The sequence below is a fragment of the Acinetobacter wanghuae genome (genome assembly GCF_009557235.1).
GTDB classification, from domain to species: domain Bacteria; phylum Pseudomonadota; class Gammaproteobacteria; order Pseudomonadales; family Moraxellaceae; genus Acinetobacter; species Acinetobacter wanghuae.
The window spans coordinates 124,205-138,810 of the sequence record NZ_CP045650.1; the positions used below are offsets into that span (position 1 = coordinate 124,205).

Genomic DNA, 14,606 nt, shown 5'->3' on the forward strand with positions numbered 1-14,606 from the left:
AAACTCGAAATTCGTATGAAAAAAACAATGAAACGCTGAGTGAAAAAAAGTAAATAAACTTTCATGACTATGCGTTTGTGATTACAATTGCAAGCTTAAATCAGAATTTCCTTTTCCATTTTTGAATTGAAGAATTAGACCGTGACCGACGCTCAACAGAAACAGCCTAAACATGTCATGATGATGGCCGCAGGTACCGGTGGACACGTATTTCCAGCCCTCGCCGTAGCCAAAGAATTACAGCAACAAGGCATTACCGTCTCTTGGCTGGCGACGCCTGTCGGTATGGAAAACCGTCTATTAAAAAATCATAATATTCCAATTTACCAAATTGATATTCAAGGCGTACGTGGCAATGGTCTACTGCGTAAATTACTCGCGCCTTTTAAAATTTTAAAAGCCACTTTTAGTGCTATGAAATATATGAAACAGCTAAATGTTGACGCTGTGGCAGGTTTCGGTGGCTATGTGGCAGGACCGGGTGGCTTGGCAGCGCGCATTTTGGGTATTCCCGTGATTATTCACGAGCAAAATGCGGTGGCAGGTTTTACCAATACACAATTGTCACGTGTAGCAAAAACCGTGTGTCAGGCATTTCCAAATACATTCCCTGCAAACGATAAAATAGTGACCACAGGGAATCCTGTGCGTAAAGAAATTACCGATATTTTAAATCCGTCTTGGCGTTATCAAGAGCGGGAAAAAGCCGCTGAGCCATTACGTGTGTTTATTGTGGGTGGTTCGCTTGGTGCACAAGCATTAAATGAATGTGTACCGGAAGCATTGAAACAATTGAATGTGCCACTCAATGTCTATCATCAATCGGGTCAGAAGCATGCAGAAAGTACACGTGCACGTTATGACAATGCACCCGAACATTTAAAGGTTGAAGTGCAGCCGTTTATTGAAGATATGGCAAAAGCGTATAGCGACGCAGATTTAGTGATTTGCCGTGCAGGTGCGTTAACTGTGACTGAAATTGCAACGGCAGGTGTTGCAGCGATTTTTGTACCGTTACCAAGTGCAGTTGATGATCATCAAACAGCCAATGCTAAGTTCTTAGCCAATGTGGGTGCTGCAAAAATCTGCCCGCAAGCTTCGATGACACCAGATAGTTTAAAAGCCTTGTTAGAACCGATGTTGAACCGTCAGCTATTACAAGAAATGGCAGTGAAGGCACGTCAACAGGCGCAACCCAATGCCACCCAACATGTGGTTCGTTTAATTCAAGAATTGTAAACCGAGTAAATTATGTCTCCATCAACACCCGCTGACCAAGCAAAGAAACTCATTAAAGTGCCAGAAATGCGCCGTATCAAACACATCCATTTTATTGGGATTGGTGGTGCAGGCATGTGTGGTATTGCAGAAGTGTTGAAAAACCAAGGCTACAAAGTCTCAGGTTCAGACATCAAAGCGTCAAAAACCACGGCTCAGCTTGAAGAAAATGGCATTCAAGTGTATATCGGACATGCACCTGAAAATATTCAAGGCGCAAATGTCATTGTTGTTTCAACTGCAATTGACAAAGAAAACCCAGAAATTAAAGCCGCGATTGAAACACGTACACCTGTGGTGCGCCGTGCAGAAATGCTCGGTGAATTAATGCGTTACCGTCATGGTATTGCGGTTGCAGGGACACATGGTAAAACCACAACCACCAGTTTAGTCACCTGTATGTTGGCAGAGGAAAACCTTGATCCAACCTATGTGATTGGCGGTTTATTGAATCGTACAGGTGTCAATGCTGCGCTTGGTGCGAGTCGTTATATTGTGGCTGAAGCTGATGAGTCAGATGCTTCATTCTTGCATTTGCAACCGATGGCAACCATTGTCACCAATATTGATGCAGACCACATGGATACCTATGGCGGTAGCTTTGATGTTCTCAAAGATACTTTCGTGCAGTTCCTACAAAAACTTCCATTCTATGGTTTGGCAGTGATGTGTGGGGATGATGCCAATATTCGCGAGATTATGCCGCGTATTGGTCGTCCAGTGATTACCTATGGTTTCAACGAAGACAACGACATCCGTGCAGTCGATGTTGAACAAGATGGTATGCGTTCACACTTCACGGTACTACGCAAAGATCGTGAGCCATTACGTGTCACCATTAATATGCCGGGTGCACATAACATCCTGAACTCATTGGCTGCGATTGGAATTGCCACTGATGAAGGTGTCTCTGATGCTGCGATTTGCCGTGCATTAGAAGGCTTTAGCGGTGTTGGTCGTCGTTTCCAAGTTCAAGGTCAGTTTGACGTAGAAGGCGGCGATGTAAAACTCGTGGACGACTATGGTCACCATCCAAAAGAAGTGGAAGCGACCATTAAAGCTGCGCGTCAAAGCCATCCAGACCGCCGTTTAGTCATGATGTTCCAGCCGCATCGTTTTAGCCGTACCCGTGACTGCTTCGATGACTTCGTCGATGTTTTGTCTCAAGTTGATCAATTATTACTGCTAGAAGTGTATCCTGCGGGTGAAAAACCAATCGTTGGTGCGGATAGCCGTTCATTGGCGCGTAGTATTCGTTTGCGTGGTCAAGTGGATCCGATTTTGATTGATCCAGTCGAAGGTAATTTGAGTAACGTCATGCAAAATGTGCTACAAGCAAATGACTTGTTATTAACACAAGGCGCGGGTAATGTGGGTGCAATTTCAATCGAACTTGCGCAACATCATCTTTATGTAAAGTAGTCACCTCGTGTGATTGAATTGATTGACCAGATTTAAAAAAGTTTAAGGATATAAACGTGTCAAATGCTTCAAAATTCGGAAAAGTTGCCGTGTTGCTTGGTGGTAAATCTGCAGAGCGAGGGGTTTCTCTAGACAGTGGTACGGCCGTACTTGAGGCATTGCTACGTTCAGGCGTCAACGCGGAGGCATTCGATCCGCAAGAACGCAGTATTACTGAGCTGGTTGGCTATGACCGTGCCTTTATCGTATTGCATGGTCGTGGCGGTGAAGATGGTCAAATCCAAGGTGCACTTGAATGGCTAGAGTTGCCATATACCGGTACAGGTGTTCAAGGCTCTGCCATTGGTATGGATAAAGTCAAAACCAAACAAGTATGGCAAGGTTCAGAATTACCGACAGCGCCTTATCGTATTGTTACCAAAGACTCGAATTTGCAAGATGTAGTTGATTCAATCGGTCTGCCATTTATTATTAAGCCAGTACACGAAGGCTCAAGTATTGGTATGAGCAAAGTCGAAAAAATGGAAGACTTTGCTGAAGCAATTGCGAAAGCAACAGTGCATGATGCGGTCGTCATGGCTGAAAAATGGATCACGGGGCGTGAGTTTACAGTCGTTATTTTAAATGGCGAGGCACTTCCTGTTATTCGTCTACAACCGCCTGAAGATGTTGCATTCTACGATTACGAAGCTAAATATAACCGTAATGATGTTCAGTATGGTATTCCAGCGGGCTTAACCGCTGAAGAAGAAAAACAGCTGCAAGCGCTTTGCCTACGTGCTTTCCAAGCAGTCGGTGCAAGTGGTTGGGGGCGTATTGATGCCATGCAAGATGAGCAAGGCAACTTCTGGTTACTAGAAGTCAATACTGTTCCGGGAATGACCAGTCATTCATTGGTGCCTAAAGCTGCTGCAGCAATTGGTTATAGTTTTGATGAATTGTGCGTTGCAATTCTTGAACAGACCTTAACGGGTGCGACTCACTAAATTATGGCTCAACTCCCTGCATCCATGCGTCGTAAACGTGCTGCGATTACTTCAATTCACGACAAGCCGCCAACACGTAAAGATAAGCTGACCAATTTTGGGGGTTGGCTGCTTTTTTGTGTTGCGTTAGTGGTGCTGGCATTTGGTATTTTTGGTTTTTATAAAGTCATGACTGATACCCATGTTGCACAGCTCGATGTGGTTGGTTCTCGCTCCCAAAAAGAGCAACAGGTGTTGCAGCAACACGTTGCACCTATCATGACCAAAAACTACTTCACCTCAGATTTAAAAGCCATTCGTGATAAAGCCTTAGAACTGTCATGGGTGGATCGAGTGGTGGTTTCACGCGCTTGGCCAAATGCAATTCGTGTCCGGGTCATGCCGCATCAAGCCATTGCACGTTGGGGAACAGGGCGTTTACTCAGTGATAGCGGACAAATTTTCTCTGAAGTCACACCCAAAAATAATCAAGAATTGCCTTTGCTGCATGGTCCTGCGACGCATGCGAAGACCATGATGCGTCGCTATAACGAAATTAATCAGTTGTTTTTGCCGCAAGGTATTCGTCTAAAAGAACTGTATTTAACCGAACGCATGACATGGTTTATGCAGTTTGATTCAGGTTTACGCGTGATTGTTGATCAGGATCAAACCATGAGTAAATTGCAGCGCTTAAGTCATCTTTCCTATAGCGACTTAAAGCCTGTTTGGTCTAAAATTTCATCAATTGATCTGCGTTATCGAAATGGACTCGCAATTCAATGGAAGAATTCGATACCACCTAAAATTGTAAATGGTCATTTTATTGTAACGATTGATGACACTGGCGTTGAGAATAAAGTAGCAGTAAAGCCATAATGATCGGCTTTAAAAATTAGAGGCATTAAGCCACAACCTAAACACACGTAATGGTAGTAGTAGATAATGAATGAAGCTGTTCCCTCGGTTGTTGCGATTGACATTGGGACGCACAAAGTTTCAGTTTTGATTGGTAAGGTACATGCACCTGACAATATCCAAGTGATTGGTATGGCAACCGCTCGTAACCGAGGCATGAATAAAGGGAAAATTGTAAGTCTCGATAAAGTTATTACCGCAATTAAAAATGCTGTTCAAGAAGCCGAAGATATGGCGGAATGTCGCGTACACTCTGCATGGATTTCGATTCCGACTGCTGAACTTAAAAGCTTCTATGCTTCAGGACGTACCCCGATTGCGAATACGGAGCAAACCATTACCACCAGCGAAGTGGTTCGTGCTTTAGAATTGGCAAAAGCCAGTCATTTGACCTCAGATCATTATTTGGTAAGTGCTGTGCCTTTAGGCTTTGAATTGGATGATTCACCAGAATGGGTGCTCAATCCAATTCGGATGTCAGCACATAGCATGACCGGGCATTATCATTTAATGATGCTGCCAATCAGCACCATGCAAAACATTGATCGCGCGCTAAAAGGGGCGAATATTGGTGTGGAGCGCATGGTGGTGTCATCGCTTGCGACTGCTGAAGCCAGTTTGCTGAAAGACGAAAAAGAATATGGCGTATGCTTGGTGGATATTGGCGCAGGCACAACCAATGTCGCGGTCTATGTGGAAGGGCGTTTGGCATTGACCAAGACCTTCCAACGTGGTGGTGAGCATGTGACGCGTGATATCGCAGCGGTGCTACAAACCACAACGGAAGAAGCAGAACGTATTAAATTGCATTATGGTTGTGTCGATCTGAAAGTCGTGAAGCCAGATCATATGATTCAATTCCAAGGTATTGATGGACCACAAACCATTAGTCGAATTGAATTGACTGAAATTATTATTGCGCGCTATAGCGAAATTTTAGGTTTGGTGCGTGAAGAATTAGAAAGCAATGGTGCAATGAACGGTTTGTATCATGGTGTGGTATTGACAGGTGATGCAAGCCATATTGAAGGGATGGTGAGTTATGTGCGCCGTAGTTTAGGCGTCTCAGCACATTTAGGTAATCCACCTTTACAGGTCACTGCCGAAGAGCCGCATCTTGCTGCATTACGTCGTTCACAGTATGCCACAGCAGCGGGTTTGTTGATGTTTAGCCAAAGTGATACGCAAGATACCATGGTTGAACCTGAAGATGATGAGCGCTTATCGCTTGCACAACGCGTGAAACGCGCATGGTCAGGTTTTAATGACACATTAAAATCTATTTTTTAGTCAACAATTCTTGTGAATATTGTTGAGAAGTTGTACTCAAGAATGCTTTGACTTGACAATACATCTGTTGAGCAGCATTCTTAAAAACAATTTTTATTTAAGATCAAGGCAGTATACGGGCTTAAGTGACTGCCAATTATGAATTAGGAATTTTAAAGGTCATGGCCTCATTTGAATTTTTTGAAGATGATCAGAGCGATAGCAATGGTCAAGCCCGTTTCACTGTTTTCGGTGTAGGTGGTGCGGGTGGTAATGCGGTGCAACATATGTTGCAGTCAGACATTAAAGGCGTGAAATTTGTTTGTGCAAATACAGACAAGCAAGCCCTTGACCGCATGGAATCTGAATTTAAAATCCAGCTTGGTGAAGAATGTACACGTGGCTTAGGCGCGGGTGCAAATCCACAAGTGGGTCAAGCAGCAGCTGAAGAAAGCCGCGAATTTATCCGTCAGCAGTTAGAAGGTACGGATATGGTCTTCGTGACCGCAGGGATGGGCGGTGGTACAGGTACCGGTGCTGCACCTGTTGTTGCTGAAATTGCTAAAGAGATGGGTATCTTGACAGTAGGTGTAGTAACAACACCATTTAACTTCGAAGGTAAACGTCGTCTGCAATCTGCTGAAAAAGGCATTGAAGCCCTTGAGCAACACGTTGATTCTTTAATTATTATTCCGAACCAACGTTTGTTGAAAGTGTTCCGTGACATTTCAATGAAAGATGCTTACAAGAAAGCAGATGATGTATTGCTAAATGCTGTACGTAGTATCTTTGATCTTGTGGTTCGTCCAGGTCACATCAACCTTGACTTCGCCGATTTGAAAACTGCAATGAGCACACGCGGTTATGCCATGATGGGTGTGGGTTCAGGTCGTGGTGAAAACCGTGCACGTCAAGCAGCGGAGCAAGCGATTCGCAGTCCATTGCTTGATAATGTCACCATTATGAATGCCAAAGGTATTTTGATTAATGTGACCGGTGGTGATGACGTAACTTTCGGTGAAATCGAAGAAATCACCGATGTTGTGAACCAAATTGTCGACCTTGACGAAGGTCAGGTGTTCTACGGTACGGTCTTTGATCCAGACGCGCGCGATGAAATCAGTGTAACTGTGATTGCAACAGGTTTAACGCGTAATTCAGCAGATTCATTAGATGCAAAACCACGTGGCAATGTGCAAGCATCGCGTCCAAGTACAGGCGCTCAAGCTGCGGTTGAAGATGACGATGTACCTGCAATTCAACGCCAACATGCTGAGAATTCAACTGCTGCAAGTAGCACACCTGCTTCAGTTGCAAGTCCGCGTCCTACGCCAATGAGTATTCAAGATTATCTTAAAAATCAACAGCGTAAGTAATATGTAACATAATGTGTTAACATTGTGGCAACAGAAAAGGTGGCGTATAAGCCACCTTTTTGTTTTTTATCAATGGCTAAATATGCTAACGTATAGCGGTTTTATTGGTGAATGATGGCAAACGAATGTTGAAACAACGTACCCTGCAACGCGTCGTGAAAGCGAGCGGAATCGGTTTACACAGTGGGCAAAAAGTCTTAATGAACTTTGTGCCGCACCATGCCGATGGGGGAATTGTATTTCGACGTATCGATTTAGATCCACCTGTTGATATTCCTGCCAATGCCATGCTCATTCAAGAAGCCTTCATGTGCTCAAATCTCGTTCAAGATAATGCCAAAGTTGGCACAGTTGAACATGTGATGAGTGCAATTGCAGGACTTGGCATTGATAATTTAATTATTGAAGTCTCAGCTTCTGAAGTACCGATTATGGACGGGAGTGCGGGTCCATTCATTTATTTACTGATGCAAGGTGGCTTAAAAGAGCTCGATGCACCAAAAAAATTCATTAAAATTAAAAAACCTGTCGAAGCTCTCATTGATGATAAGCGTGCCATTTTTACGCCGCATGAAGGTTTTCAGCTGAACTTCACCATTGATTTTGATCATCCTGCCTTTAAAAAAGAATTCCAATCGGCCACCATTGATTTTTCAACAGAAACATTTGTTTATGAAGTCAGTGAAGCACGTACTTTTGGCTTTATGAAAGATTTAGATTATCTCAAAGCCAATAATTTGGCACTTGGTGCCAGCTTAGAAAATGCCATTGGGGTGGATGATTCTGGGGTGGTCAATGAAGAAGGTCTTCGCTTCTCGGACGAATTTGTACGTCATAAAATTTTAGATGCCGTGGGGGATTTATATTTACTCGGACATCAAATTATTGGCAAATTTGACGGTTATAAATCAGGTCATGCTTTGAATAATCAGCTACTGCGCAATGTGAAAAATGACCCAGATGCTTATGAAATTGTAACATTTGATGACATAAAACACTGTCCAATTCCCTATGTGGAAATCGTCTAACTCCTTGTGTTTGAGATAGATGATGCTCATGTAATATTTTATTACGTGATCTGTGTCACAATTTAGATTGTAACAATTTACTCGAATGTATAAGGATGTTATTTTTTATTGCTTGCCAAACGTAGCATAGCTTGGCTAAGCTTAGGGTCGCTTATAAAGTCAGCAGCACCACGAAGCAATTCTTGGGTTTCTGAGCTTAATTCTCTTTCGGGTTTTCCTAAAGGTGGGGCAGTTTTCGGTGAAGGTCGTAAACAAACCTGTAGTTTAGTAAGATCCTTTAATTCATGTATTTGAGAGAGTTGTGAGATGTATTGCTTTTGAAGATAAGCCAGTTGAGAAATCATCGCTTGATTTTCACCAGTAATCGTTAACACACCATTTTGATAGCAGACCACTTGCCATTGTTCCGGCTGGGGCAATAGTTGTTGGATGTGTTTTGTAAGTTTCTGCCATGCAGTCACTTGTGTAGAGAGAAACGAAAAGTTTCCTGTTTTTATGTGTTTTCTTGTTTGTTGGAAGACGTTGACAGGTTCGGACATACATTGTTACTCCATGATTATGTCTTAATCTTATGCGCTCCTTTCAGTAGATATCAAGGAAGAGATCACCAAGGGACTCGATTAAAACAGTTTAGTGAGGTTTTTATGCATATGCGACGTATTTTGTTAGCATTCTCTTTTGCAGCGTCAGCGGCATCCGTGGCGTTCGCAGATTTAGTGGAACTAGATCAGGAAAATGCTTCAACAGATCGTATTGAGCAACTAACGCGTACATTGGCACAGGGTGCATATACCCATCCTGATGATATTGATATTCCAGCTGAAACCAAACTCAATGTTCAGCTACGTGAAAAACCAGTTGAACTCAATAATAAGACCATTGCACAAAAATATGGCAAGTCAAAATTATCCAATGCATCTAGCAGTCCATATTCATGGTTAGTGACTCATCCTTTACCCGACTTAAAACGTGTGAGTTCTGACTTTGGTGGTCGTACCATGGGCGGACGCGCAGAAAACCATTCTGGTTTAGATATGTCTGCACCAAGTGGAACACCCATTTATGCAACAGGACCGGGCATTGTCACCAAGTCAGGTTGGGGCACAGGTTATGGTCAATATGTTGAAATCAACCACGGTAATGGCTATTTAACACGTTATGCGCATGCTTCACGTCTCATTGCGAAAGTAGGTGATCGAGTGAAAGCAGGTGAGCATATTGCCAATGTCGGTTGTACAGGTCGTTGCACAGGCCCTCACTTGCATTACGAAGTAGTAAAAGATGGTCAACGTAAGAATCCATCTACCTATTTAGCTATGTTGCCTTAAAAATTAAATATGAGGTGCAGCTGTTACGATTTTAAATAGAAAGTCTCAAAAAATTACATAAGCGATCGAAAGGTTCAAAGCTTGTTAAATCAAGAAAATTGAATCATCGGTCGCTTCTTTGTTTTAATATTAGTCTCTATAACTGTAACTTTGCACAATAAATAATCAAAATTAGCATTATTTTGTAAAAATGTATGAAAAATGGTCAATCGCCATTTATTTGCTGAATATTAGTCCTATCTCCTATTCATTTGTAGCCATAACTGCAATTGCCTAAAATGTGATACATATATATCCCATAATATTAGGCATTAGATACAGGTGAATTATGGCGTTTTATGGTGATACCGACGCGCAAGAAACCCAAGAATGGCAGGAAGCGTTTGATTCGGTTTTGCAACATATGGGGACAGATCGTGCTGCATTTTTACTCGAAAAGCTTTATCAACAAGCCATTGCTAAGCATGTTCCCATTCAGCGTCTAAATACTCCTTATCTCAATACCATTTCTGTTGAAGAACAACCTGCCATGCCGGGCGACCAAGATATGGAGCGTCGTATTCGTGCGCTGATTCGTTGGAATGCTTTGGCTATGGTACTGCGTGCCAATAAAACCGGTGATGACTTAGGTGGTCACTTAGCAAGTTTCGCATCTTCTGCGACGCTTTATGATGTCGGTTTTAACCACTTCTTCCGTGCTAATAGCGAAAGCTTTGGTGGTGACATGATTTATTATCAAGGTCACTGTGCACCGGGTATTTATGCACGTTCATTCTTGGAAGGTCGCTTAACTGAAGAACATTTGAGTAACTTCCGTCGTGAAGTGGCGGGTAAAGGTTTGCCGTCTTATCCGCATCCATATTTAATGCCGGACTACTGGCAGTTCCCAACCGTATCCATGGGGTTGGGACCAATTATGTCGATTTACCAAGCGCACATTCAAAAATATTTGATGAATCGTGGCTTAATTAAAGAAGAAAATCGTAAAGTCTGGGCTTATCTTGGCGATGGTGAGATGGATGAGCCAGAAAGTACGGGTGCAATTTCACTGGCGGGTCGTGAAAAGCTCGACAACCTCATTTGGGTGGTGAACTGTAATTTACAACGTTTAGATGGTCCTGTACGCGGTAACGGCAAAATTATTCAAGAGCTTGAATCATTATTCCGTGGTGCGGGCTGGCGTGTGATTAAAGTGGTTTGGGGTCGTCATTGGGATCCACTGCTTGATAAAGATAAATCAGGTGCATTGAAAGCTATTATGGAAGAAGCAGTCGATGGTGACTTCCAGCGCTTCCAAGTGAAGGGCGGTGCTTATGCGCGTGAGAAATTCTTTGGTAAATATCCAGAAGCGGCAGAACTCGTTAAAGACTTAAGCGATGAAGATATTGATAATCTTAATCGTGGTGGTCATGACCCGTATAAAGTCTTTGCAGCTTATGCTGAAGCATGTAATGCCAAAGGTCAGCCAACCGTTATCTTAGCGAAAACGGTCAAAGGCTATGGTTTATCTGAAGAAATTGAAGCAGTCAACAAAACGCATCAAATTAAAAAGATGCAAATCAATTCTTTGAAATATGTGCGTGATCGTTTCAATCTTCCATTTACCGATGAGCAATTGGAAGAAGTACCATTCTATCGTCCAAGCGAAAATTCTCCTGAATTGAAATATATGAAGGCACGTCGTGAAGCGTTAGGTGGTTATTTACCTGCACGTCGTCGTGAAAGCGAACAGCTGGCTATTCCTGCATTATCTGTCTTTGATTCAGTCTTGGCAGGTTCAAATGGTAAAGAGCAGTCAACCACTATGATTATGGTGCGTTTGATTTCAGCATTATTGAAAGAAAAAGCGATTAAAGATCGCGTTGTGCCAATCGTACCTGATGAAGCTCGTACCTTTGGTTTGGAAGGTATGTTCCGTCAATTGGGTATTTATGCTGCACACGGTCAAAAATATACCCCTGAAGACCAAGAACAATTGATGCATTACCGTGAAGCAAAAGACGGTCATATGCTACAAGAAGGCATTAACGAAGCCGGTGCGATGAGTGCTTGGGCGGCGTTGGCAACCAGTTATTCAACCAATAATTTGCCAATGATTCCGATGTACATGTACTACTCAATGTTTGGTTTCCAACGTATTGGTGACATTGCATGGGCAGCAGGCGATGCACAAGCACAAGGTTTCTTGTTGGGTGCAACTGCAGGTCGTACGACACTGAACGGTGAAGGTTTGCAGCACCAAGACGGTCATTCACATATTCTTGCCAATACTATTCCAAACTGTGTGTCTTATGATCCTTGCTTTGGTTACGAGTTGGCAGTGATCGTGCATGATGGCCTACAACGTATGTATGTCAATCAAGAGCGCGTGTTCTACTACTTAACCGTCATGAATGAAAACTACGAGCATCCTGAAATGCCTAAAGGCGCTGAGGAAGGCATTAAGCGTGGTATGTACTTACTGGCAGAAGATCAGAAAGCCACTGTTCAATTGATGGGTTCAGGTGTCATTCTGCGTGAAGTGATTAAAGCATCACAAATTCTACGTGATGAATATCAAATTCATTCAAATGTATGGAGTGTGACCAGCTTCAACGAACTTGCACGTGATGGTATGGCATGTGAAGAATATAACCGTCTACATCCAATGAATGAAGATGCCAAAGAAGCATGGGTATCGAAACAGCTTCGCGGCACAAATGGTATTGTGGTTTCGGCAACCGATCATATGCGCGCTTATAGCGAACAAATTCGCGCGTATCTTCCAAACAATCGCCCATTTGTCGCTTTAGGTACAGACGGTTACGGTCGTTCTGATACGCGCGGCAACTTACGTAGTTACTTCGGTGTCGATGCAGCACATATTGTGGTTGCAACATTGAAGAAATTGGCTGATGAAGGCGAAGTCGATGCACGTTTGGTTAGAGATGCGATTTCAAGCTTTGAATTAGATACTGATCGTCCAGTGGCATGGTTGCCACAAGCAACGCCATCAGTACTTCCTGTTGCTGACTATAAAGAGGAGAAATAATAATGCAGATTACGACTCCTGATATTGGTGTAGATCAAGCTGTTGTGGCGGAAATCTTAGTCAAAGTAGGCGACAGCATTAACATTGATGACAGCATTGTATTGCTTGAATCTGATAAAGCCTCTGTTGAAGTGCCAAGCACTTCAGCAGGTGTGGTTAAAAGTATCGCTGTCAGTCTAGGCGATAGTGTGGCTGAAGGTGCAGTCTTAATTGAGCTTGAAGCTGAAGATGCGACAAGTAAAACTGTTGAGCCACAAACAGCAGATGCTGCACAAAAAACATCAGAAAACACTCCAACTGAATTGCCAGACGCAGAGGTCATGCAAGAATTATCTGCACATCAACCACAAGCATCGAGCAGCGCACAAAGTGTAGATGTGCAAGTTCCTGATATTGGTGTTGAAAAAGCCATTGTCGGTGAAATCTTGGTTGCTGTAGGCGACACGATTGCGATTGATGACAGCATCGTTGTGGTTGAATCAGATAAAGCTACGGTTGAAGTACCGAGTACGGCTGCTGGTGTCGTGGAATCAATTTCAATTCAAGTTGGCGACAGCGTGAAAGAAGGTGTGGTGATTTTAAAGGTGAAAACCGTAGGCTTAGTTGCTCCGGCATCTGTTCAAGCAGTTAAAACCGAATCAGCACCTGTTCAAGCAGCGAAGACTGAGCCTGTGGTACAAGCGACAGCAGCATCAAAAGGTGATGTTGAAGTGAAAGTGCCTGACTTGGGTGTTGATAAGGCGGCTGTAGCAGAAATCTTGGTTGCAGTAGGTGATCAGGTTGAAAAAGACCAAAGTATCATTGTGGTCGAATCTGACAAAGCCACTGTCGAAGTACCAAGTTCAACTGCAGGGGTGATTAAAGCCATTCATGTGACTTTGGGACAAAACGTTTCCGAAGGTGTGGCTTTACTGACCATTGAAGCTGAAGGACAAGTTGCCGCAGCGCCAACGGCAGCAGAAGCGCCAAAAGCGCCTACTCAAGCTAAGCCACAGGAAGCACCAAAAGCAGCACAGCAAACAAATCAGCCAATTCAAAGCAATAGCGTTGACAAGCTGAGCAAAGAACAAAACGCTGCAAATGCCAAAGTATATGCAGGTCCTGCAGTGCGTAAGCTTGCACGTGAACTCGGTGTGGTCTTGGCGGATGTGAAAGCGTCTGGTCCCCATGCGCGACTCATTAAAGAAGATTTATTCTCTTATGTGAAGGCACGTTTAACAGCACCTCAGGCTGCACCTGTTGCAGCGGCTGCTGCTGTATCAGGATTGCCAAAATTACCAAGTTTTGATGCGTTTGGTGGAGTTGAAGAGAAAGTCTTGACGCGTTTGCAACAAGTGTCGATTCCACAGTTATCGCTCAATAACTTTATTCCGCAAGTCACTCAGTTTGATGCTGCAGATATTACTGAACTTGAAGCATGGCGTAATGATCTTAAAGCTAACTTTAAGAAAGAAGGCATTAGCCTGACCATTATGGCATTCATCATTAAAGCTGTTGCACACTTACTGAAAGAAGAGCGTGAGTTTGCCGGTCATTTGGCAGATGATGGTAAATCAGTATTGCTCCGTAACGAAATTCATATGGGCATTGCGGTAGCAACACCTGATGGATTAACGGTTCCTGTACTGCGTAACCCAGATCAAAAATCGATTAAAGAAATTGCAGTTGAACTTGGTGTGCTCGGTCAAAAAGCGCGAGATAAGAAATTATCACCGAAAGACCTGCAAGGTGCGAACTTTACCATTTCAAGCTTAGGTGCGATTGGTGGTACAGGGTTTACACCGCTCGTAAATTGGCCACAAGTGGCAATTTTGGGTATTTCGCCTGCGGCGATGCAACCGGTTTGGAATGGTGAAGGCTTCGATCCACGCTTAATGTTGCCGTTGTCATTGTCATATGATCACCGTGTGATCAATGGTGCAGATGCAGCGCGCTTTACCAATAAGCTAACCAAACTGTTAAAAGATATTCGTACTTTATTGATCTAAATT

General features: G+C 43.3%; 11 protein-coding genes. 10 read left to right on the forward strand and 1 reads right to left on the reverse strand.

Annotated features, from left to right (window positions below; all coding sequences use genetic code 11):
• Positions 1-141: 141 nt before the first annotated feature.
• From murG to lpxC, 7 genes are all read left to right on the forward strand, one after another.
• Positions 142-1,239, forward strand: a complete 1,098-nt coding sequence (murG, locus tag GFH30_RS00590) for an undecaprenyldiphospho-muramoylpentapeptide beta-N-acetylglucosaminyltransferase (protein WP_153370175.1) — start codon at positions 142-144, stop codon at positions 1,237-1,239.
• 12 nt (positions 1,240-1,251) lie between these two features.
• A complete protein-coding gene (gene murC, locus GFH30_RS00595; protein ID WP_153370177.1) occupies positions 1,252-2,700 on the forward strand; it encodes a UDP-N-acetylmuramate--L-alanine ligase in 1,449 nt (482 codons plus the stop codon).
• A gap of 56 nt (positions 2,701-2,756) precedes the next feature.
• Positions 2,757-3,686: a D-alanine--D-alanine ligase gene (locus GFH30_RS00600; RefSeq protein WP_153370179.1), complete on the forward strand. Its 930-nt coding sequence runs from the start codon at positions 2,757-2,759 to the stop codon at positions 3,684-3,686.
• A gap of 3 nt (positions 3,687-3,689) precedes the next feature.
• Positions 3,690-4,544, forward strand: coding sequence for a cell division protein FtsQ/DivIB (locus tag GFH30_RS00605; protein WP_153370181.1), 855 nt, complete (start codon positions 3,690-3,692; stop codon positions 4,542-4,544).
• Positions 4,545-4,610: 66 nt separating this feature from the next.
• Complete coding sequence (gene ftsA, locus GFH30_RS00610; RefSeq protein ID WP_153370183.1) at positions 4,611-5,873, forward strand: cell division protein FtsA; 1,263 nt, start codon at positions 4,611-4,613, stop codon at positions 5,871-5,873.
• Positions 5,874-6,034: 161 nt separating this feature from the next.
• On the forward strand, positions 6,035-7,228 hold the full coding sequence (ftsZ, locus tag GFH30_RS00615) for a cell division protein FtsZ (protein ID WP_153370185.1): 1,194 nt from the start codon (positions 6,035-6,037) through the stop codon (positions 7,226-7,228).
• A gap of 125 nt (positions 7,229-7,353) precedes the next feature.
• A complete protein-coding gene (gene lpxC / locus GFH30_RS00620) occupies positions 7,354-8,256 on the forward strand; it encodes a UDP-3-O-acyl-N-acetylglucosamine deacetylase (protein WP_153370187.1) in 903 nt (300 codons plus the stop codon).
• 98 nt (positions 8,257-8,354) lie between these two features.
• Here the strand turns inward: lpxC and GFH30_RS00625 are convergent, their stop codons facing one another.
• Positions 8,355-8,795, reverse strand: coding sequence for a DciA family protein (locus GFH30_RS00625; protein ID WP_153370189.1), 441 nt, complete (start codon positions 8,793-8,795; stop codon positions 8,355-8,357).
• Positions 8,796-8,900: 105 nt separating this feature from the next.
• Here GFH30_RS00625 and GFH30_RS00630 point away from each other — a divergent pair, with 105 nt between their 5' ends.
• From GFH30_RS00630 to GFH30_RS00640, 3 genes are all read left to right on the forward strand, one after another.
• Entirely contained in the window at positions 8,901-9,584 is a 684-nt protein-coding gene (locus tag GFH30_RS00630) for a M23 family metallopeptidase (protein ID WP_153370190.1), read from the forward strand.
• 328 nt (positions 9,585-9,912) lie between these two features.
• The gene (gene aceE, locus GFH30_RS00635; RefSeq protein WP_153370192.1) at positions 9,913-12,615 is read left to right on the forward strand and encodes a pyruvate dehydrogenase (acetyl-transferring), homodimeric type; all 2,703 of its coding nucleotides are present in this window, start codon (positions 9,913-9,915) and stop codon (positions 12,613-12,615) included.
• A 2-nt stretch (positions 12,616-12,617) separates the two neighbouring features.
• Positions 12,618-14,603, forward strand: coding sequence for a 2-oxo acid dehydrogenase subunit E2 (locus GFH30_RS00640; protein ID WP_153370194.1), 1,986 nt, complete (start codon positions 12,618-12,620; stop codon positions 14,601-14,603).
• The last annotated feature ends 3 nt before the right edge of the window (positions 14,604-14,606 follow it).